Annotated in this window: 19 protein-coding genes; 10 read left to right on the forward strand and 9 right to left on the reverse strand. The window is 69.8% G+C overall.

Features of this window, described 5'->3' with window-relative positions; all coding sequences use genetic code 11:
• Window positions 1–17 precede the first annotated feature (17 nt).
• Window positions 18–1,211, forward strand: a complete 1,194-nt coding sequence (locus tag ACFV9G_RS11280) for a TetR/AcrR family transcriptional regulator (protein WP_378727571.1) — start codon at window positions 18–20, stop codon at window positions 1,209–1,211.
• On the opposite strand, the gene ACFV9G_RS11285 is transcribed toward ACFV9G_RS11280, so the two are convergent.
• From ACFV9G_RS11285 to ACFV9G_RS11295, 3 genes are all read right to left on the reverse strand, one after another.
• The gene (locus tag ACFV9G_RS11285; RefSeq protein ID WP_378727572.1) at window positions 1,195–2,466 is read right to left on the reverse strand and encodes an MFS transporter; all 1,272 of its coding nucleotides are present in this window, start codon (window positions 2,464–2,466) and stop codon (window positions 1,195–1,197) included. The genes ACFV9G_RS11280 and ACFV9G_RS11285 overlap by 17 nt on opposite strands.
• Window positions 2,463–3,956, reverse strand: a complete 1,494-nt coding sequence (locus ACFV9G_RS11290) for a carboxylesterase/lipase family protein (RefSeq protein WP_378727573.1) — start codon at window positions 3,954–3,956, stop codon at window positions 2,463–2,465. The genes ACFV9G_RS11285 and ACFV9G_RS11290 overlap by 4 nt, the downstream gene beginning before the upstream one ends.
• A 92-nt stretch (window positions 3,957–4,048) precedes the next feature.
• Window positions 4,049–5,200, reverse strand: a complete 1,152-nt coding sequence (locus ACFV9G_RS11295; protein ID WP_378727574.1) for a TetR/AcrR family transcriptional regulator — start codon at window positions 5,198–5,200, stop codon at window positions 4,049–4,051.
• Between the two features lie 44 nt (window positions 5,201–5,244).
• Between ACFV9G_RS11295 and ACFV9G_RS11300 the strand changes: the two genes are divergently transcribed.
• Window positions 5,245–6,510 (forward strand): alpha-L-fucosidase, encoded by a 1,266-nt coding sequence (locus ACFV9G_RS11300; RefSeq protein ID WP_378727575.1) that lies wholly within the window; start codon window positions 5,245–5,247, stop codon window positions 6,508–6,510.
• Window positions 6,511–6,668: 158 nt separating this feature from the next.
• On the opposite strand, the gene ACFV9G_RS11305 is transcribed toward ACFV9G_RS11300, so the two are convergent.
• Both ACFV9G_RS11305 and ACFV9G_RS11310 read right to left on the reverse strand, forming a co-directional pair.
• Window positions 6,669–7,409, reverse strand: coding sequence for an AAA family ATPase (locus ACFV9G_RS11305; RefSeq protein WP_378727576.1), 741 nt, complete (start codon window positions 7,407–7,409; stop codon window positions 6,669–6,671).
• A gap of 2 nt (window positions 7,410–7,411) precedes the next feature.
• Window positions 7,412–7,900, reverse strand: a complete 489-nt coding sequence (locus ACFV9G_RS11310; protein WP_378727577.1) for a MarR family winged helix-turn-helix transcriptional regulator — start codon at window positions 7,898–7,900, stop codon at window positions 7,412–7,414.
• Between the two features lie 96 nt (window positions 7,901–7,996).
• On the opposite strand from ACFV9G_RS11310, the gene ACFV9G_RS11315 reads away from it, so the two are divergent.
• Window positions 7,997–8,908, forward strand: coding sequence for a dioxygenase (locus tag ACFV9G_RS11315; protein WP_378727578.1), 912 nt, complete (start codon window positions 7,997–7,999; stop codon window positions 8,906–8,908).
• Here the strand turns inward: ACFV9G_RS11315 and ACFV9G_RS11320 are convergent.
• The 4 genes from ACFV9G_RS11320 to ACFV9G_RS11335 form a co-directional block, all read right to left on the reverse strand.
• Window positions 8,866–10,083 (reverse strand): AGE family epimerase/isomerase, encoded by a 1,218-nt coding sequence (locus ACFV9G_RS11320; RefSeq protein WP_378727579.1) that lies wholly within the window; start codon window positions 10,081–10,083, stop codon window positions 8,866–8,868. The genes ACFV9G_RS11315 and ACFV9G_RS11320 overlap by 43 nt on opposite strands.
• Window positions 10,080–10,949, reverse strand: coding sequence for a carbohydrate ABC transporter permease (locus tag ACFV9G_RS11325; RefSeq protein WP_378727580.1), 870 nt, complete (start codon window positions 10,947–10,949; stop codon window positions 10,080–10,082). Before ACFV9G_RS11325 ends, ACFV9G_RS11320 begins: the two co-directional genes overlap by 4 nt.
• Window positions 10,946–11,893, reverse strand: coding sequence for a carbohydrate ABC transporter permease (locus ACFV9G_RS11330; protein WP_378727581.1), 948 nt, complete (start codon window positions 11,891–11,893; stop codon window positions 10,946–10,948). The genes ACFV9G_RS11325 and ACFV9G_RS11330 overlap by 4 nt, the downstream gene beginning before the upstream one ends.
• Window positions 11,894–11,992: 99 nt before the next feature.
• Window positions 11,993–13,264: an ABC transporter substrate-binding protein gene (locus tag ACFV9G_RS11335; RefSeq protein ID WP_378727582.1), complete on the reverse strand. Its 1,272-nt coding sequence runs from the start codon at window positions 13,262–13,264 to the stop codon at window positions 11,993–11,995.
• 168 nt (window positions 13,265–13,432) lie between these two features.
• On the opposite strand from ACFV9G_RS11335, the gene ACFV9G_RS11340 reads away from it, so the two are divergent.
• The 7 genes from ACFV9G_RS11340 (at window position 13,433) to ACFV9G_RS11370 (ending at window position 21,080) form a co-directional block, all read left to right on the forward strand.
• A complete protein-coding gene (locus ACFV9G_RS11340) occupies window positions 13,433–14,605 on the forward strand; it encodes an ROK family protein (protein WP_378727583.1) in 1,173 nt (390 codons plus the stop codon).
• Between the two features lie 24 nt (window positions 14,606–14,629).
• Window positions 14,630–15,721, forward strand: a complete 1,092-nt coding sequence (nemA, locus tag ACFV9G_RS11345) for an N-ethylmaleimide reductase (protein ID WP_378727584.1) — start codon at window positions 14,630–14,632, stop codon at window positions 15,719–15,721.
• A 75-nt stretch (window positions 15,722–15,796) separates the two neighbouring features.
• Window positions 15,797–18,199 (forward strand): GH92 family glycosyl hydrolase, encoded by a 2,403-nt coding sequence (locus tag ACFV9G_RS11350; RefSeq protein WP_378727585.1) that lies wholly within the window; start codon window positions 15,797–15,799, stop codon window positions 18,197–18,199.
• Between the two features lie 43 nt (window positions 18,200–18,242).
• Window positions 18,243–18,491: a hypothetical protein gene (locus ACFV9G_RS11355; protein ID WP_378727586.1), complete on the forward strand. Its 249-nt coding sequence runs from the start codon at window positions 18,243–18,245 to the stop codon at window positions 18,489–18,491.
• Window positions 18,488–18,889, forward strand: a complete 402-nt coding sequence (locus ACFV9G_RS11360; protein ID WP_378727587.1) for a type II toxin-antitoxin system VapC family toxin — start codon at window positions 18,488–18,490, stop codon at window positions 18,887–18,889. The genes ACFV9G_RS11355 and ACFV9G_RS11360 overlap by 4 nt, the downstream gene beginning before the upstream one ends.
• A gap of 65 nt (window positions 18,890–18,954) precedes the next feature.
• On the forward strand, window positions 18,955–20,415 hold the full coding sequence (locus tag ACFV9G_RS11365) for an NCS2 family permease (protein ID WP_378727588.1): 1,461 nt from the start codon (window positions 18,955–18,957) through the stop codon (window positions 20,413–20,415).
• The gene (locus ACFV9G_RS11370) at window positions 20,415–21,080 is read left to right on the forward strand and encodes a GntR family transcriptional regulator (protein WP_378727589.1); all 666 of its coding nucleotides are present in this window, start codon (window positions 20,415–20,417) and stop codon (window positions 21,078–21,080) included. The genes ACFV9G_RS11365 and ACFV9G_RS11370 overlap by 1 nt, the downstream gene beginning before the upstream one ends.
• Window positions 21,081–21,118: the final 38 nt, after the last annotated feature.

A 21,118-nucleotide genomic window follows, 5' to 3' on the forward strand; every position in this document is an offset into this window, starting at 1 on the left:
CACGGAAGGCGGTTGAGGTGACCTCGACTCAGCGGCGTACTGTCGCGGCACGGCCACCGAACCGTCGCTCGCTCATCCTCGAGGCGGCCGCCGAGCTGTTCGCCGCTCGCGGCTACGAGCACGTGAGCATGGGCGATCTCGCCGCCGCGGTCGGAGTCGGTCCCTCTGCGCTGTATCGGCACTTCAAGAGCAAGCAGGAGGTGCTGGCGTGCGCAGTGACGGAGGCGATCGACGCCTTCGACACCGCGCTCGCCGACCTGTCCGGCGGCATCGAGGCCGACATGGTCACGCTGGCCGGGTTCGGGCTCGACCATCGCCCGTTCGGCGTTCTGTGGGAGCGAGAGGCCCGGCACCTGCCGGACGCCGAGCGAGACGCGGCCCACGCCGCGATGGCCGACACCCGGGCGCGGTTCATCTCGTGGCTCACCACGCAACCGGACTCCGGCGGCTCCGGCGGCACCGGGTCCGCGGGCCCGGCCTCCGCCGTGCTGGCCGTCCTGCTGAGTCCCTCGTTCCACCACACCGAGCTGCCGCGTCCCACCTTCGACCGGTCTCTCGCAGGGCTCGCACGTCGCGTCCTCGCGCTGACCCGGTCGTGGTCGGCACCGGCGACGTCGAGCGTCACGGTTCCCGCGGACGGGGTCTCGCGGTTGGGCAGGCGGTCGAAGCGGGAGCAGGTCCTGAGGCGTGCGACGGAGCTCTTCGCCGAGCGGACGTACGCGTCGGTGAGCATGGAGCAGATCGCGAATGCCTTGGGGATGCGTGCCTCCAGTCTGTACGAGTACTTCCCCACGAAGTCGGATCTGCTCGTCACGGCGCTGACGCGCGGAAACGCCTATCTGCAGATGACGATCGAGGAGGCGCTCGTCGAGTCGGCGACGCCCCGCGAGGCACTGACCGAGATCATCGGCTCCTATACCCGCTTCGCCTTTCGGCACCCGCATGTCGTCGACGTCTTGCTGACCGAGACCCGGAACCTGCCCGAGGAGCACGCCGCGCCACTCATCCAGGCTCAGCGCGACTACGTCGACGAGTGGGTGCACCTGGCTCGGGACCTGGACGGGGATCGGTCGGTCGCAGAGCTGCGGATCGAGGTGCATGCGGTGCTCAAGATCATCAACGACCTCGCCCGCGCCCCGCACCTGCTCGCCGGCGGGTGGGAGGACGTCGCCGACCTCGCCACCCGCCTGCTGGTCACCGCACCGACCTGATCGGCAGGATCGCGAGGGCAGCGAGCACCGCCATCACCGTCGAGAAGGCGTACAGCGCGGCGTAGCCGGAGAACCCGATGACGAGACTGGCCACCAGAGGAGCGAGGACCTGGCCGCCGGCCTGGGCGATGTTGAGGACGCCGAGATCCTTGCCCGCACTCGTGGCGTCGGGCAGAACCTGCGTCATCAGGGCTTGGTCGACGGCGAAGTAGATCCCGATGCCGAGCCCGCCGACGGCCACCGACACCAGGGCACCGGTGACGGTCGGCCACAGGATCGGCACGATCGTGCTCGCCGCGACGATGATCGAGGAGACGACGACGAAGGGTTTGCGACGGCCGATCCGGTCGGAGACCAGCCCTGACGGAACGACCGCCAGGATGATTCCGAGGAAGAGGATCGTCGTGGTGACCGGGAAGAGCTCGTTGGCCTTCGCGAGCCCCAGGCCGATGTAGTCGTCGAGGATGTAGAGCTGGAACGAGACGATCGACCAGTAGCCGACCATGAGCACCAACCGTGCGAAGAACGCCCAGAAGAAGTCGGGGTGCTCCCTCGGGTCGATCGCGAAGCTCTTGAGGGTCTCGGCGACGGTGGCGCGTTCCGCGGGGCGTCCCGGCGTTCCCTCAGCATCCACCGGTCGCTCACGCAACCACAGCGCGAACGGGAGACCCCCGACCAGGACCACGACTCCCATCACGGCGAACCCCGTCGCAAGGGTGCTCACGAACGCCGAGGCGAAGACGATGCCGAGCAGGGCTCCGACGAAGATGCCCAGCGAGCCGAGCGCGGAGAAGACGCCCCGCCGCGACTCCGGGGTTCGATCAGGCACCACCGCGGCAAGCGGCCCGGCGACCATGGCGTAGAAGAGTGCGATGAACGCCGCGGCGACCAGCACCATGGCGACCGATCCCACGGCGGTGAGCCCGAGGAACGAGACCGACAAGCCGATCACACCGCCGAGGATCCACGGCGCGCGCCGACCCCACCGTGACCTGGTGCGATCGGAGAGCAGGCCCCAGACCGGCTGCACGACGAGCGCGACGACCGCGCCGATCGCCCCCACCCCGCCGAGGATCGCCACCTTGTCCTGCGGCGCCAGCTGGGCGATGAGGTTGGGGATCAGCGAGTTGACCACCGCGCCGTTGGTGACGTTGACGAAGAACTGGACCCCGAAGTACGCCGCCATCAGCCCGCCGAGGCTTCCGACCCCGGGCAGCTGGGCGACCGTACGGTTCGCCGGCTCCGCGGTCGTCATCGCTTCCCCGCCCAGGCCCGACGCTCGGCTGCCGCGGGGTCCTCCCGCACGGCGCTCTCCGCGTCGAAGATCATCGTCGGTCGCGTCGTGGCGTCGTAGGCCGCCCACCCCGGGTCGCCGGTGCAGGCGAAGTCGACGAACGCACGATGCATCTCGTCGGCGAGCACCTGCGGCGGCGTCTCCCCGACCAGCCCATCGCCCGCCGGTCCGATCTTGTGTACGGCCGCCAGGTCGTCGCGCATGAACGGCACGTCCAGCGCGTGGTTGGCGCCGAGCCCCGGCGGCAGCGACGGACTCTCCCAGTGGAACTCGTAGACATGGGACGGTGCCTGCTGCGCCGCCACCCGCCGGTCGACGAGGTCGAGCGTCGGGATCCGGAACACCCAGTCCGTCCAGGCCGCCTCGACCAGAGCGGTCGTCGCGTCGAGACCGAGTCCGCGGTCGGAGTAGCCGCTGCGTACGCCCTGGTCGGCTCCCAGCAGAGCCAGGATCGTCTCGCCGACATCGGTCGGCAGCTCGGGCAGCAGGCCGAGGGCGGTCAGGAAGCCGGACGTCTCGTTGCGTGTCGTTCCGGTCAGCAGGGGTACGCCGGAGCCCGCCGCGGCCGCGAGGGGGTCCTGCGGCATGCTCGCCGTGCCGTGCACGGCGCGGAACGGGCTCACCGTGAACGACTCCGCGCCCCACCGGGTGAAGTCCATGAACTCCAGCGCCATCGGGAGAGTCCCGGCGAGGAGTCGATCGAGCGGGAGCGCCGCGAAGGCCCCACGAGTCGGGTCTGTGCCGAGCCGCTCGGCGAACCGGCGGGTCGCCCGCAGCGCCGCGCCGGCATCCACGGAGACGGCGGGTGAGCCGCTCATCGCGATCGCTCGCACGAAGAGTCCCGACGCTGCCGGCATCGCCATCAGGTCGAGGACGGCGATGGCACCTGCTGACTGACCGAAGACCGTCACCCGATCCGGATCCCCTCCGAACGCGGCGATGTTGCGCTGCACCCATTCCAGCGCTGCGATCTGGTCGAGGAGGCCGAGGTTGTCGATGCCGTCGTCGAAGAAGGTGAACCCGTCCGCGCCGAGGCGGTAGTTGATCCCGACGTGAACGACGCCGTCCCGGGCGAACGTCGCGCCATCGTGCGCCGGTGCCGAACCGGTGCCGGTGAGAAATCCGCCGCCGTGGATCCACACCATCACCGGCAGCCCGGCTGCGCCGGGATCAGGCGTCACGACCTCGAGCGTCAGGCAGTTCTCCCCCTGACGGAGAGGGTTGAAGTAGCCATCGAAGGGGTCCTCCGGGAACCGCGCCTGCGGCACCCCCACGCCGATCTCGGCGGCATCCCGCACCCCTTCCCACGGAGCGACCGGGGCCGGGGGCCGAAGGCGGTTCTCGCCGAACGGTGCCGCGGCGAACGGGATGCCGCGGAACCGGAAGGCTCCTCGCTCCCCCACGCCCGCAACGGCGCCTCGATCTGTGCCGACGACTGTCTGAGTGCGCACCACGATGTACCTCCTGGAAGTTGATCATTAACTTAACATCGTCAATGACGGCTCTCAATAGGAGTTACTAGCACCGCGGCAAATTCTACTCGTTAACTTATGAGCATGGCTCGGATGAGTCTCACCATGTCGTCGGGCGCCAGCACGCGACGTTCCTTCGCTTCATGCGCCCGGTCGTCGAGGACGGCGAGCGCAGCACGGATCCGCACCTGCGCGGCCTCGATCGACAGCCCAGGGGCGTTGGCAGCGGCGAGGGCGACCCACTCCTCGAGATAGGCCTCGACTCGCGCCGTCAGGTCGGCGAACCAGGGGTCGGGCAGGTTCGCGAGCTCGTCGGCCAGGGTGCTCGTCCACGACGGATGCCTCGCTCCGATCTCCAAGGACGACGTGATGACCCGGGCCAGCGCCTCCTCGGCGGTGGCCGATGATGAGGACTCCCGCTCGAGGGCGCCGACCAGCCAGGTCGCCGCACGGTCGAGCACGGCGGCAAGGAGATCCGCTTTGCCTTCGAAGTGGAGATAGAGCACGTTCGGACCGAGGCCTGCCGCAGTGGCGATGTCCTCGATGGTCACCGCGTGGAAGCCGCCACGTTCGACGATCAGGAACGAGGCCGCGTCGAGCAGCACGGTGCGACGGGTCGCCCAGGGCCGAGAATCGATCCCCTCCCCGGCCACCTCGAGATCCAGGAGCTCCTCGGTGTTGCGGAAGGTCGCGACGGCGGTCAACGCCCGCTCGAGCTCAGCCGCCTGGCCCTCCGGTCCGAGCGGCGAGGAGTAGAAGCCTGTGCTCGAGGTCGCGGCCAGCACGGCACGAGCCGACAAGCGTTCCAGCTCCCCCGCCTCCCCATCTCCGAGCAGCGCACCGAGCTTGTCGGCGGTCGCCACCAGCCTTCGCTGGATGGCGTGGTCCGGGTCGACCAGGCGGCGTCGCCGATCGGTGTTCCACACCATGCCGAGCGTGGGACGCTCCACAGCGACCCGCGCCAGCCCGGCGATCGCCTCCGCCGCCGACGCCGCCTCGTCGACACACCGTTCGACGTGAGTCAGGTGGGCGTCGAGGACGGCCGTGTAGAGCGCGTCCTTACCTCGGAAGTGCCGATACAGGGCCGGCGCCGTGATGCCGAGGTCTCCGGCGATGTCCTCCAGGCTGGTCCCGACATAGCCGTGCCGATGGAAGCGCGCGCTCGCCACCGCGAGGATGGAGTCTCGTCGGTTCTTCGGACGGGTGCGTACGTTGTTCGCCACCGTGTCAGCCTAGGCGGTCAGGGGCATCCAACTAGGGTGTCGTCGTGTCCATCGCATCCTGGTTCCCCGAGGCCCGGCTGGGCATCTTCGTCCACTGGGGCATCTACAGCGTCGACGGCGTCGCGGAGTCCTGGTCGTTCTACGACGGCCGGGTCCCCTACGCCGACTACATGGCCCAGCTCGACGGCTTCACCGCCTCGAGGTTCGACGCCGACGCCTGGGCCGAGCTCTTCGAGCGGGCCGGGGCGACCTACGCCGTGCTCACCGCCAAGCACCATGACGGGGTCGCGCTCTATGACACCGACGCCAACGACCTCTCCGTGGTCACCCGGACACCTGCCGGGCGCGACCTCGTCGCCGAGTTCGTCGAGGCCGTACGCCGCCGGGGGATGAAGGTCGGCCTCTACTTCTCCCATCTGGACTGGTCACACCCCGACTACGCGACGGTGCGCCCGGCCGTGCAGCACCACGTGGTGCAGGACAACCCCTACGCCGTCCCGCGGCCCGGTGCCGAGGAGCCCGAGCGCTGGGAGCGTTACCTGGAGTTCCACCGCGCCCAGATCCGGGAGCTGGTGACCCGCTTCGAGCCGGATCTGCTCTGGTTCGACGGCGAGTGGGAGCGCGACGAGCGGCAGTGGCGGATGCGGGAGCTGCGTGCGGAGCTGCGCGAGCTCGCGCCCGAGATGGTGGTCAACGGCCGGATGCTCGGCCACGGCGACTACGTGACCCCGGAACAGGGCGTTCCGGTCGTGCCGCCGGACGGACCCTGGGAGCTCTGCCTGACCATCAACGACTCCTGGGGCTGGCAGCCGCAGGACGAGAACCACAAGTCACCACGTCAGCTCGTACGCACCTTCGTCGAGACCATCGGCGGGGGCGGCAACCTGCTCCTCGACGTCGGCCCGCGCGAGGACGGCACCATCACCCCCGAGCAGACCGAGCGCCTCGAGGCCCTCGGCGACTGGGTCGCGCGCCACTCCCCCGCGGTCCGCGGCATCCGCCGCGGCCTCCCCCACGGTCACTTCTACGGTCCGACCGCGGTCTCGGCCGACGGCCGCACCCTGTTCCTCTACGTCCTGGACCGCCCCAACGACTATGTCGTGGTCCGCGGCCTGCGCAACCAGGTGCTGAAGGCGTACGTCCTCGGGAGCGGCGCCGAGCTCGACCACCAGCGCATCGGCGGCCTCCACGAGGTCCCCGGCTGGGAGTACGTCTTCACCACCGACGACGCCCTCGACCCGCTGTGCACCGTGATCGCCCTGGAGCTCGACGGGGAGGCCTCGGTCCACCGGGAGTACGAGGACCACTAGGGCGTGTCTGGTAAAGACACGGCGGCCGCGAGCGGCGTTTCGGGCCGATCTGGCAAGGCGTCCGCTGCGAAGGCATCCTGGTGGCTGTCGAGCGGCGGCAACGCAGCCAGATCGGATGCGAAACGTCGCGTAGCGGGCGTGGATTTGCCAGACATGCCCTAGTCCTCCAAGACGTAGCGCAGATAGCGCTCGGGGTTCGACAGGAACCGCCGGGTCAGGTTGACCGGCTCGGCGTCGTCGTAGGCGACCTCCTCGACGCGCCCGTCCTCGTCGAACTGCAGGATCTTCGCGCCGGGCACCGAGAGCAGGATCGGTGAGTGGGTGGCGATGATGAACTGGGACCGCTCGTCGGCGAGCTCGATGATGCGGGCGACGAGCGCCAGGCAGCCCTTGACCGAGAGAGCGGCCTCGGGCTCGTCGAGGATGTAGAGCCCGTGGGGCCGGAAGCGGTGCATCACCAGGTCGAGGAACGACTCGCCGTGAGAGCGCTCGTGGAGCGAGACCCCGCCGTAGGAGTCCGAGGTGTCCAGCTCGAGGCGCTCGATCTCGGTGGCGACGTTGTAGAACGACTCCGCACGCAGGAAGTAGCCGTCGCGGGGCCGCTTCAGGCCGCGCTCGATCACGATGTAGTCCGCGAGCGACGACTCGGTCGCTCGCGTGGCGAACCTGAACGAGACCGAGCCGCCCTCGGCGTTGAACCCCGAGGCGACCGCGATCGCCTCGATGATCGTGGACTTCCCGGTGCCGTTGTCGCCGACGAGGAAGGTCACCCGCTCGTCGAGCTCGATGCCGTCCCCGCCGGCCAGCTCGCGGACCGCCGGCAGGGTGAACGGATAGCGACCGGTGTCGTGACGGGGGTCGAGGGTGATCCGGGCGACGAAGCGCTCGTCGAACCGCATCCTCAGCCCGCCGGATCGATCGGCGGGCGCCGGGTGCCGGTCGGGTCGAGGCGCTCGAGCACGCTCCCGGCGATCTCGGAGAGCTGGTCGACCTGATCGGGAGTCAGGGCGTCGAAGACGTACTCGCGCACCGCGTCCACGTGACCGGGGGCGGAGGCGACCATCTTCTCGAGACCGGCCTCGGTGAGACGTACGTTGGTCGCTCGGCGGTCGCCCGGGCAGCTGTGGCGCTCGATGAGGCCGCGGTCGGCGAGGCGCTTGACCACGTTGGAGAGCCTCGGCAGCGTGGCGTTGGTGTAGCCGGCCAGCTCGGTCATCCGCAGGGTCCGGTCGGGCACCTCGGAGAGCATGGCCAGCACGCCATAGTCGAAATGGGTCAGCCCGGCATCGCGGCGCAGCTGGGAGTCGAGAGCCCCCGGGAGCAGCTCGAGCACGGCGATGAGGCGAACCCATGCCGCCCGCTCCGCCGGCGACAGCCAGTTGCCCTCCACGCCAGGGAGTGTGCCGCAGAAAGTTGCGCGGAACAAACAACGGTCGCCTAGAGTTAGTTCAAGCAACAACTATTGCGCCGACCGCAGGAGCCCGCCATGACCACCGCCCCCGAGAGCACGACCGCCGCCGCGGATGCCCGCCTCCCGCAGACGCATCCGTTCGCCCAGCACCTGCGGACGGTCCAGGCGCGCGAGGCGGCCGACCCGCATCGCGTCTGGACGCCGGCCGACGGGCCGCTGCCGAGCCTCTACCTGTCCCACGGTGGTGGACCGCTGCCGCTGCAGAGCCCGGAGTGGCTGGACCCGCTGCACACCTGGGCACGGTCGCTGCCCCGGCCGAAGGCCATCCTGGTGGTCTCCGCCCACTGGGAGTCGGCGCCGCTCTCGATCAGCGCGACCCGCCCCGACGAGCTGGTCTACGACTTCGGCGGCTTCGACCCGATCTACCACTCGGTGCGCTACGACACCCCGGACGCGAGCGAGCTCGCCCGCACGACCGCGGCGCTGATGCCCGACGCCGAGACCGCCCACCAGCACACCCGCCGCGGCCTCGACCACGGCGCCTGGGTGCCGCTGAAGATCATGTACCCGGCCGCCGACATCCCGGTCGTGCAGCTCTCGCTGCCCACCGATGATCCCGACAAGCTGCTCGCCCTCGGCGAGCGCCTGCGGCCGCTGCGCGAGGAGGGCGTGCTCGTGGTCGGCTCGGGTCACATGACCCACGGACTGCCCTTCATCACCCGCGAGATGATGACCGAGAACGTGCCGGCCGGCTGGTCCTCCGACTTCGACGCCTGGGCCGCCGACGCCCTGGACCGCGGCGACGTCGCCGAGCTGGCCAGGTTCCGCACGGCCGCCCCGGGCATGCCGTACGCCCACCCGACCGTCGAGCACTTCACCCCGCTCTTCGTCACCCTGGGCGCGGCCACGGACCCGACGGCACCCGTCACCACCACCCTGGACGGCTATGGCCTGGGACTCTCCCGCCGCTCCTTCCAAGCAGCCTGAAGCTGGACCGCCAGAACGGGCGCCAGCGGCATCCGGGCGAGCAGCAGGGCCTGGTAGGCGTGGTAGACGTCGGGCTTACCGTGCCAGATGACGTGTGAGGGGCGGTTGTGCTCGTCCAGCTCGTGATGCCAGCTGCCGAGCTCGTGGTCGAGCAGGTGCTCGGCGGCGTACGTCTCGAAGCGCTCGCGCCACTCGTCATAGCCCACCTCCCCGGTGCGGGTGTGCAGGGCACCCGCGGCGGCGATCGCCTCGGCGGCCACCCAGTGCAGCCGCAGACGGGTGACGGGGGTGCCGTCCCAGGAGGTCGTGTAGACGAAGCCCGGCTCGCCGTCGGGAGACCAGCCGACCTCGACGGCACGCGCGAAGAGCGCCCGCGCGTCCTCGACCAGCCACGACGGAGGCTCCGGCAGCGAAGCGTCCAGGTGCAGGAGCAGCCGCGACCACTCCAGCAGGTGCCCCGGCGTGCAGCCGTAGGGGCGGAACGGGTCGCCGGGACGGTCGGCGTTGTAGTCCGGGAGCGGCGACCAGGAGAGGTCGAAGTGCTCGGGCAGGTCATAGCCGTGGGAGCGGGCGACACCATGGATCAGGTGCTCGGCGATCGCGAGCGCCCGCTGGTGCCACGCGCCGTCGCCGGTGACGTCACCGGCGGCCAGGAACGCCTCGACGGTGTGCATGCTGGAGTTGGCCCCGCGATAGGCCTCCCCCGACGCCAGGTCGCGCTCGAGGCTGTCGACCACCCGGCCGTCCGCGTCGAGGAAGTGCTGCTGCATCACGCCCAGCGCCTCGTCGAGCAGCGCGTCCGCACCGGGCACACCGGCCGCGACGCCGCTGCTCGCTGCCAGGATCACGAAGGCGTGGGCGTAGGCCTCCTTGAGGGTGCCGACCGGCTCGCCCGCGGCCGAGACCGAGGCGTACCAGCCACCGAGCTCGTCGTCGCGCAGCGCTCCCGACAGCGCTCGGATGCCATGGGCCGCGAGCTCCGCGGCGTCGTCGACGTCCCCGCGCAGGTGGGCGAGGGCGAAGACGTGGGTCATCCGGGCGGTGATCCAGGTGTGCACCGGCTCGGCAGGGTCCGGGCGACCCGAGTCGTCCAGCCACCAGAACCCGGCGGGCGAGGCCGCCGACGGCCGGGCGAACCCGGCCAGCCGGCGGCACTCGGCGTACGCGTCGATCATCCCTTGACCGAGCCGGCCATCAGCCCGCCCACGAAGTAGCGGCCGAGCAGGATGTAGATGATCAGCGTCGGGACGGACGCGATCAGCGCGCCCGCCATGCTGGCTGAGTAGTCCTGCAGCTGACCGCTCGCCAGGAAGTTGAGCGCGATCGTGACCGGCCCGTTGCGCGAGGTGGAGAAGAAGAGCGCGAACAGGTAGTCGTTCCAGGCCGAGGTGAACTGCCACATCAGCACCACCACGAACGCCGGCGCGGAGATCGGCAGGATGATCGAGGCGTACGTCCGGAGCATGCCGGCGCCGTCGACCCGAGCGGCCTCGACGAGCTCGACCGGGACCCCCGCGTAGTAGTTGCGGAAGATCAGCGTGGTGATCGGCAGACCGTAGACCACGTGCAGCACGATCAGGCTCGGGACGCCGTTCGGGACGCCGAGGTTGCCCATCAGCTGGACCAGCGGAACCATCACCGCCTGGTAGGGGATGAACATCCCGAACAGGATCAGCGTGAACACCACGTCGGCGCCCGGGAACCGCCACTTCGAGAGCACGAACCCGTTCATCGAGCCGAGCACCGAGGAGATGATCGAGGCCGGGATGACCATGGCGAAGGTGCGCCCCAGGGCCGGCCCGAGCTGCTCCCAGGCGCGCGACCAGCCGGCCGTCTCCCAGGACTCGGGGAGCTTCCAGGCGTTGGCGGGAGTCGCGTCGCCCAGCCCCTTGAAGCTGGTCACGAGCAGGACGTACGCCGGGAGCAGGACGATCAGCGCGAAGAGGATCAGCAGGACGTACTTGATCGTGCGCCAGATCCCGCGCGAGCGCTCGCCCGGGATCTTGGTCGCGACGGCTGCCGGGATGGCATCGGTCGTCATCGGCGGCGCTCCTGACGGTAGGTGGAGACGAGGTAGGGAACGATCAGGATGGCCACGATCACCAGCAGGACGGTGCCGATGGCGGCCGACTTGGCGTAGTCGCCGCGGGTGAACTCGATCCACATCTGGGTGGCCGGCACCTGGGTCGTGTAGTTGGTCTGGCCCGCGATGGCCATGATCAGGTCGAAGACCTTCAGCGACATGTGGCCGATGATGATGATCGCCGAGAGGGCGACCGGGCTCAGCTGCGGGAAGATGACGTGGCGGTAGAGCTGCCACTCCGAGGCGCCGTCCATCCGGGCCGCCTCGCGCAGCTCCTCGGGAATGCCGCGGAAGCCGGCCAGGAAGAGGGCCATCACGTAGCCGCTGAGCTGCCAGATCGCGGGGACCGCGATCGCGAGGATGCCCCACCGCTCGTGGGTCCACCAGGGGTTCTGCAGGAAGTCGAGGTGGAGAGTATCGAAGAGCCGGTTCAGACCGGAGGCACGCTCACCCTCGGCGTTGTTGAGCAGCCAGCGCCAGACCACACCGGAGGCGACGAACGAGACCGCCATCGGGAACAGGTAGATGGCCCGGAACAGCGACTCGCCGCGAGCCTTGCGCTCGAGCAGCCACGCCCACAGGAACCCCAGGCACAGGGTGCCAACGAGGAACGTCGCGGTGTAGAGCAGCAGGTTGCGCAGCGAGTAGATGAAGTCGTCGTCGGCGAACAGATCGCGATAGTTGTCCAGACCGGCGAAACCCTGGGAGGGCCCGATGGTGTGGCGGTCCTGCAGGGACGTGTTGATGTTGGACCCGATCAGGCCGTAGACGAAGACACCGATGACGATGACGGTCGGCAGGATCAGGAGTACGGGTGCGACCCACCCGTGGCCGCCGCTGCGGCCCTTGGGCCGCCTGGGCTGCTTGGGCCGCTTGACGGCGCTGGGCACCGTGGAGGACATGTGTCCGTCCTTTCACACAGGGGGTCCGAGGGGCCACGGCGGATGGTGCGGCCGCAGCCCCTCGGACCAGATGATCTCGTCAGGCTCGGGAGAGCCCCGTCACTCGGGCTTGTTGTCCTCGGCGGCCTCGACAAGGCCGTCCTGGAGCTCGGCGACGTCCTTGTTGCTGCCGAACTTCGCCACGGCGGCGGTGACGTCGGTCAGCCAGTTGACCGAGGTCGCGGCGCCGTGGGCGAGCGAGGACACGATCTCGTCCTCGCCCCACGACTTGATCGCGGTCTGCTGGTACTCACCGAAGTCGGCGGTGTCGGCCGTGGTGCTGGCCGGGATCGAGCCCTTCGCCTTGTTGAAGGCCACCTGGCCCTCGTCGCTGGCGATGGTGTCGAGCCAGGCCTCGGTGCCCTCGGGGTTGGGGCCGTCGACCGGCATGGTGAACGAGTCGGCCAGGAAGTCGAAGACGCCCTCGGTGCCCGGAACCGGGACGGCGGTGTAGTCGGTGCCGAGCGTCTTCTTCTGCTCCTGGAAGGCCGCCTCGGCCCAGTCACCCATGACGTTGAACGCAGCGTCGCCGTCGATGACCAGCTGGGTCGCGTCCGGCCAGTCGAGACCCTGGCGGTCGGTGTTGGTCAGCGAGAGGAGCGTGTTGTAGTCCGCCAGCGCGGCCTCGACCTCGCTGCCGCCCCAGTCGGTCGTGCCGTCCCACAGACCGTTGTACGCCTCGGCGCCCAGATCGGCGAGGAGCACGGTCTCGAGCAGGTGGACCTGGGTCCAGTCGGTCGCGATCGAGAGCGGGATGATGCCCTTGGCCTTGATCTTCTTCAGGTCGGCGATCCAGGCGTCGAGCGAGTCGTAGGTCTTGTTGGCCTCGATGCCGGCCTTCTCCAGAACGGCCGGGTTGGCCCAGAGAACGTTGGCTCGGTGGATGTTCGAGGGGACGGAGTAGATGCCGCCGTCCTGGGTCAGACGCTCGAGCAGGCCCTCGGGGAACTGCTCGTTCCAGCCCTTCTCCTCGTAGAGGTCGGTGAGGTCCTCGATCTGGCCGGCGTTGATGTAGTCGGTCAGCTCGGCACCCGCGTGTGCCTGGAAGGTGGCCGGCGGCTCACCGTTCTGCAGGCGGGACTGGAGCACGTTCTTCGCGTCGCTGCCGGCGCCACCGGCGACGGCGCCGTTGACGAACTTCTGGTCGGGGTTCTGCTCGTCGAACACCTTGACCAAGGCGTCGAGCCCGGCCTTCTCACTGCCCTCGGCCCACCAGGTGAAGACCTCCACCTCATCGGTGCTGCCGCTCTCGTTGTCGCTGCCGCAGGCGGAGACCGCCAGCAGGCTCAGGGCGGCCAGGCCGGCGGCCAGGGCCTTACGCGTTGCGTTCATCTTTGATCCTCCGGTTGCGCGACCGCCACGTCGGTGTGTGATCTGGGTTACTCGCGGTCGCGTGCCGGGACAACGTACGCCTCTTGGTTCTGTCCAGTCAACGCATAACGAAGGACGTTTTCAACCTGAGATCTGTCGCAAATCGACATAATCACCTACAGTCACGCCATGACCACTCCGGAATCGCGGCTGCGCGTCGCCAACCGTTCCCAGGTTCTGGACCTGCTGGGACGGTCGGCGCCGGCCAGCCGCGCCGAGCTCGCCCAGCGCACGGGACTCTCCCGCAGCACCGTGTCGAGCATCGTCCAGGAGCTGCTCGCCTCCGAGCAGATCGTCGAGACCACCGGCGCCGCCCTGGCCCGGGGAGGCGGGCGACCGCCGTCGCTCCTCACCATCAGCGGCTCCCCCGGCACGCTCATCGGGGTCGACATCGGCCATCGCCACGTCCGGGTCGCAGTCGCCGACCTCACCGCGAAGCCGCTCATCGACCACGAGATCCGGCTCGATGTCGACAACTCCGCGGTCGAGACCATCGACCGTGCCGCGGCACTCGTGCGCGAGTGCCTGGCCGAGGTGGGCATCGACCCGAAGAGGGACCGCGTCCTCGGTGTCGGCATGGGGATCCCCGGCCCCGTCGACCCGCACAGCGGCATCGTCGTCTCCCCCATTCTCGGGAACTGGATGGACCTGGCCCCGGGCGAGGAGCTCGCCCGCCGCATCGGCATGCCCGTCAAGATCGAGAACGACGCCAACCTCGGCGCACTCGCCGAGGTCGAGTACGGCGCCGCGCGCGACGTCGACGACGTCATCTACGTCAAGGCGTCCAGCGGCATCGGCGCCGGACTGGTCCTGGCCGGCAAGCTCTACCGCGGGATCACCGGGATCGCGGGCGAGATCGGCCACGTACGTTTCGAGGACAACGGCCCGATCTGCCGGTGCGGCAACCGCGGCTGCCTGGAGAAGGCCTTCGGCGGGTCCCGGCTGGTCGAGCTGCTGCAGCCCGCCTACGACGAGACGCTCACCGTCGAGCGCCTGCTCGAGCTCGCCCAGGAGGGCGACATCCGGGTCAACCGGATCCTCGACGACGCCGGCCGCGCGGTCGGCCGCGTGCTGGCCGACCTCTGCAACCACCTCAACCCGGCGCTGATCGTGGTGGGCGACACGATGCGCCAGTCGGAGTCCTTCGTCCTCGGCATCAAGGACTCGATCGACCGCTTCACCCAGCCCGACACCGCTGCCGCGCTCGATGTCGTCCCCAGCGAGCTCGGCGACAACGCGGGTGTCATGGGGGCGCTGGTCATCGCCGGATCGGCCGCTCCGGCACCGTCGGGAACAATATGAGCGCCTGCTTACGTTGAGCACCTCGTGACTTCACTCTTCTCGCAGCTGAGCCTGGGTCCCACGACCCTCCCCAACCGCGTCCTGATGGCGCCACTGACCCGGATGCGGGCATCCCAGCCCGGCGACGTACCCAACCCGCTGATGGCGGACTACTACCGCCAGCGTGCCTCGGCGGGGCTGATCGTCTCCGAGGGCACCCAGATCTCGCCGCAGGGCAAGGGCTACATGGACACCCCCGGCATCTACTCGGCCGAGCAGGTCGAGGGGTGGCGCCACGTCACCGACACCGTCCACGAGGCCGGCGGCCGGATCGCCGCGCAGCTGTGGCACACCGGCCGGGTCTCCCACGAGGCCTTCCACGACGGCGACCTCCCGGTCAGCGCCTCCGCGCTCCCCTACCGCAACCGCACGACCGTACGCGGCGAGGACGGCACCCCGACCCGGGTCAACTGCCCCACGCCCCGCGCCCTGGAGACCGCCGAGATCGCGGACCTGATCGAGGACTACCGCCGCGCCACCCGCAACGCCCGCGAGGCCGGGTTCGACCTGGTCGAGATACACGCCGCCCACGGCTACCTGCTCCACCAGTTCACCAGCGCGAGCAGCAACGAGCGCACCGACTCCTACGGCGGCTCGCTCGAGAACCGAGCGCGGCTGACACTGGAGGTGCTCGACGCGGTCGTCGAGGAGTGGGACGCCGAGCACGTCGGCATCCGGATCTCCCCGATCGGCTCCTTCAACGGGCTCGAGGACCCCGAGGGCGCCGAGATGGGCCTCCACCTGGCTGCCGAGATCGGCAAGCGCGGCATCGCCTTCCTGCACCTGTCCGAGCCCGACTGGGCCGGCGGGCCCGAGCTCTCCGACGACTACCGCAAGCAGCTGCGCACCGCGCACCCCGGCCCGATCGTCGGCGCCGGCGCCTACACCTCGGAGAAGGCCTCCCGCCTGCTCGAGGCCGACCTGATCGACGCGGCCGCGTTCGGGCGTACGTTCATCGCGAACCCGGACCTCCCCCGGCGCCTCGAGCAGAGCCTGCCGCTCAACGAGCCCGACCTGTCGACCTTCTACGGCGGCGGCGAGGCCGGGTACACCGACTACCCCGAGTGGACCGCCTGAATTCATCCCGGTCTCACCTGAACCCGCACGGCGGAGGACTCTTCTCTGGCATGGTCCTCCGCCATGCGGGTTCTCGTGACTTCTGCCCTGTCCCTCGCGCTGCTCGGTGGCGCGCTCTCCCCCTCGTCGGCGGCACAGACCTCCGAGCCCACCACTGACCCGGTAGCGCTGGTCGACCCGCTGATCGGCTCCTCGAACGGTGGCAACACCTACCCCGGAGCCGTACGCCCCTTCGGGATGCTCTCCTTCAGCCCGACCTCCACGGCCGGGGACCAGACCAACACCGCCGCGTCGAACGGCTACTCCTACGACACCACGCGGCTGCGCGGCTTCTCGCTGACTCACGTCAACGGCGCGGGCTGCCACCCCGGCGCCGCAGGCGATGTGCCGATTTTCCCGCACACCGGCGAGATGACCGGTTCGCCCACCGCGGACGTGACCGATGCGACGTACGCCTCGAATTTCAGCCACGCCGACGAGCTGGCCGAGCCGGGGCGCTACCGGCTGGGCCTGGCCAACGGCGCCGAGGTCGACACCGCGGTGACCACCCGGGCCTCGGTCAGCGACCTGACCTTCCCCGCGGACAAGCCGGCCAACCTGCTCTTCCGCACCTCCAACTCGCTCAACGGCAGCGAGAGCGCGGTGACGCGGATCGACGAGGCGAAGCGAACCGTCAGCGGCTCGGTGCTCACCGGCGCGTTCTGCGGCCGGCGCGGCAACGGCGGCGGAAGCAACAAGCGCTCCTACTACCGGCTCTACTTCACCGCCCAGTTCGACCGCGGCTTCAGCGGACACGGCACCTGGGTCAACGGCGAGCTCCAGCCCGGATCGGCCGAGGCGCGGGGCGGCGAGGGCTACGAGACCGGCGCCGCCCGGCAGGGACAGGGCTCGGGCGGCTACGTCTCCTTCGACGCCGGCCGCGACCAGAGCGTGCGGATGCGGATCGGGATCTCCTACACCAGCCTGGCGGCGGCCGAGAAGAACCTCGCCACCGAGATCGGGCGGCGCGACACCGTCTCGACCGTCGCCTCGGACGCCAGGGCCGAGTGGCGCCGGGCGCTCTCCTCGATCGAGGTCTCCGGTGGCACCGATGAGGAGCAGACGGCGTTCTACACCGGCCTCTACCACTCCTACCTGCAGCCCAACATCATCTCCGACGTGGCCGGCACCTACTGGGGCAGCGACCAGGAGGTCCACCGGATCGAGCGCGGCCAGCGGGCCCAGTACGGGAACTTCTCCGGCTGGGACCAGTACCGCGCCCACACCCAGCTGCTCGCGCTCCTGGAGCCACAGGTCGCCGGCGACTTCGCCCGCTCGCTGCACGCCTACGCGCGCCAGCACGGCGGCGTCTGGGACCGCTGGGTCCACCTGAGCGGCTGGACGCACGTGATGACCGGCGATCCCAGCGCCCCCACGCTGGCCGGCTTCTACGCGCTCGGCGTCCGCAACTTCGACGCCGCCGGGGCGTACGAGTCGCTGGTCCGCCAGGCGACGGTGCCGCACCCCGACGGGCTCTCCAGCTACGGCTGCCCGGGCCAGTGCATCGGCCAACGGCCGAACCTGGCCGACTACCTGGCCAAGGGGTACGCGCCCCAGGACACCTGCCGCTGCTGGGGCGGCGCCGCGGAGACCCTCGAGGACGCCGTCGCCGACTACTCGCTCGCCGACTGGGGCCGGCGCCTCGACGCCTCCGCTGCCGAGACGGACTCGCTGATGGAGCGGGCCGGCTGGTGGCAGCACACCTTCAACCCGTCGGCGACCACCACGGACGGCTACCAGCAGGCCCGCAACGCAGACGGGAGCTGGGTCCCCGGCTTCACCCCGTCGACGCAGACCGGCTTCGCGCAGGGGAGCAGCGCGACGTACACCTGGATGGTGCCGCACGACGTGGCCCGGCTGGCCGAGGCCGTCGGCGGGCGCGAGCGCGCGGTCCAGCGGCTGGATGCGTTCTTCCACAAGGCCGACGGCTCCTGGCAGTACACCGGCGGCGACGCGCTGCGCTACGACCCGACCAACGAGCCCGGCATCCACGTCCCATGGATGTACAACGCCCTCGGCGCACCCTGGAAGACCCAGGAGACTGTCCGCGCGATGGCATCGCTGGCCTACGGGACCGGACCGCGCGGCCTGCCCGGCAACGACGACCTCGGCACCATGTCCGCCTGGTACGTCTTCGCCGCGATGGGCATCTACCCGCAGGACCCCGCCCGCGCCGAGATGCTCATCTCCAGCCCGATCTTCGAGAAGGTCACCATCCACCGCGGCAACGGCGTCGACATCACCATCGAGTCCCCCGGCGCCGGCACCGAGAACATCTACGTCCAGTCGGTCACCCTCGACGGCACGCCGCGCACCCGGTCCTGGCTCCCCGAGTCGGTGATGACCCGCGGTGGCACCGTCCGCATCGACGTCGGCGCCTCCCCGAACCGCGCCTGGGGCACCGCCGAGGCCGACCTGCCGATCTACCACACCGACTGACGATGCACTTGTTACGAGATCATCATGCACTCATAATGAGTGCATGGCCTACTTGCAGATCCGCGACATCCCCGACGACGTACGCGACGTCCTCGCCCAGCGCGCGAAGGACCGCGGGCAGTCGCTGAACTCCTACTTGCGTGACGTCGTCCTCCGGGAGGCGTCGTTCGCCAACAACCAGGCCTTGATCGACCGCGTGGTCGCGAGCAGGGGCGATTCGAAGTTCACCACCGAGGATGTGCTCGCCGCGCGCGACACGGCCCGCGGCGAGCGCTCCCAGGGCGCCGCGTGATCGTCCCCGACGCTTCCGCAGTAGCGCTTCTCTTCGCCGACCCCGACGCCGACTTCCGGGTGAACGCTGCGACCAAGATCCTTGCCGACGACCCCGAATGGGTCGTTCCGGAAGTCTGGCGAACCGAGGTACTCAGCGTCTTCCGCGGCCTCCTCCTGGGCGGCAAGCTCACCGACCAGGACGCAGAACAGGCGTTGCACTGGCTCCAGGCGATCACGGTGATCACCGCCCCGACCGGGCCACACCTCACCCGAATGTGGGAGCTGCGCAGCAACCTGTCGACCTACGACGCCGGCTACGTCGCAGTCGCCGAGTCACATGACCTGACCCTCGTCACCGCCGACGTGCGCATCGCAAAGGCCGGCGTCGCACGCTGCCCGGTGAGAACGATCAGCTGACACGAGATCTCCGCGCACGGAGGGGACTACCCGACTGACCGTCACCATCTGCGAAGATTCGGGGCGTGAGCACTTCGACGACGTCACGCGGCAACGCTCTCGACCGGTTCTTCCAGATCAGCGCGCGCGGATCCACGGTCGGGCGTGAGGTCCGGGGTGGGGTGGTCACGTTCTTCACGATGGCCTACATCGTCGCGCTGAACCCGCTGATCCTCGGGTTCGCGCAGGACGTCAACGGCGACCTCCTCGGCGGGAACGGCGGCGACAACCTGGCTGCGATTGCCGCCGGAACCGCGCTGGTGGCGGGCGTGATGACGATCCTGATGGGCCTCGCGGCCAACTACCCGCTGGCGCTGGCGACCGGACTCGGGCTCAACGCGTTCGTGGCGTTCTCGATCGCGAGCCAGATGACCTGGGCCGACGCGATGGGGCTGGTGGTGATCGAGGGTCTGGTGATCCTCGTGCTGGTGCTCACCGGTTTCCGGGAGGCCGTCTTCCACGCCGTGCCGCGCGAGCTCAAGACCGCGATCTCGGTCGGGATCGGTCTGTTCATCGCGGTGATCGGGTTCGTCGACGCCGGGTTCGTACGCCGCATCCCCGACGCCGCGAACACGACCGTCCCGGTCCAGCTCGGCCCGACCGGGCAGCTCGCGGGCTGGCCGGTGCTGGTCTTCGTCATCGGCCTGGCCCTGGTGATCACGCTGTGGGTGCGCAAGGTGCGCGGCGCGATCCTGATCTCGATCGCGGCGACCACGGTGCTGGCGATCGTCGTCGAGTCGATCGCCGGGCTCGGCAAGGGCAGCGCCGAGAACCCGACCGGCTGGGCGCTCAACGTGCCGGCCTTCCCCGACAAGATCGTCGACTGGCCCTCGTTCACGACGCTGGGCGAGTTCAACCTGCTCGGCTCGTTCGAGAACGTCGGCATCGTGACCGCGCTGCTGCTGGTCTTCACGCTCATGCTCGCCGACTTCTTCGACACCATGGGCACGATGACGGCCATCGGCTCCGAGGCCGGTCTGCTGCGTGCGGACGGCACCCCGCCGCGTACGCGCTCGATCCTGGTCGTCGACTCACTGGCCGCCGCGGCCGGTGGCGCCGGCGGCGTCTCCTCCAACACCTCCTACGTCGAGTCGGCCTCCGGCGTCGGCGAGGGTGCCCGCACCGGTCTGGCGGCGGTCGTGACCGGTGTGCTCTTCCTGCTCACCACGTTCCTCTCCCCGCTCGTCGAGATCATCCCGTCGGAGGCGGCGGTGCCCGCCCTGGTGCTGGTCGGTTTCCTGATGATGCAGCAGGTCAAGGACATCAATTGGGCCGACCCGGACATCGCGATCCCGGCGTTCCTGACGATCGCGCTGATGCCGTTCACCTACTCGATCTCGGTGGGCATCGGCGCCGGCTTCCTGGCGTACGTCCTCATCAAGATCGTCCGCGGCAAGGCCAAGAGCGTGCACCCGCTGATGTGGCTCGTCGCCGTCATGTTCGCCGTCTACTTCGCGATCCACCCGATCTCGAGCTGGATCGGCTGATGGACCCGTCCACCCGGCAGCCGCTGCGCGAGGTGGTCGCCCGCGACATCCGTCGCAAGATCATGGCCGGCGAGCTCGCGCCCGGCGATCGGCTGCGCGAGCAGGCGCTCGCCACCGAGTACGGGGTCTCTCGCGTGCCGGCGCGGGAGGCGCTGCACGTCCTGGCCCAGGAGGGGTTCGTCGACACCGTGCCGCGGCGCGGCGCGACGGTGGCCTTCCCCTCGGCGCAGAAGACCCGGCAGCTCATGGTCATCCGGGAGAACCTCGAGGTGCTGGCTGCCGGCCTGGCGGCCCGTCGGCACGGGGGCGACCAGGGCGAGGAGCTGACCGAGGTGCTCGAGCTCGGCACCAGCGCGACCGCCGCCGGCGACTATGCCGCCCTGCCGGAGCTGATCGCGCGGTTCCACGACGCAATCGGGATCGCCTCGGGCAACGACGAGCTCGCCAAGATGACCCGGTCGCTGCGGATGCAGGTGCGCTGGGTCTTCGAGATGCAGCTCGAGGAGCGGTCGAGCACGTCGTGGAAGCACCACCAGGAGATCGCCGAGGCGGTCCTCGCCGGTGACCAGGAGCTGGCCGAGTCCTCGATGCGCGCCGACGTCACCCGTGACGCCGACCTGCTCGTCGACCTGCTGGTCGCGCGCGCCGAGCGCCGGCACCCCTGAACCGACCGGGCTTAACCAGACCCGACGTCTTCTGAAAC

It is taken from the genome of Nocardioides sp. NPDC059952 (assembly GCF_042730435.1).
In the GTDB taxonomy this organism is placed as follows: Bacteria; Actinomycetota; Actinomycetes; order Propionibacteriales; family Nocardioidaceae; genus Nocardioides.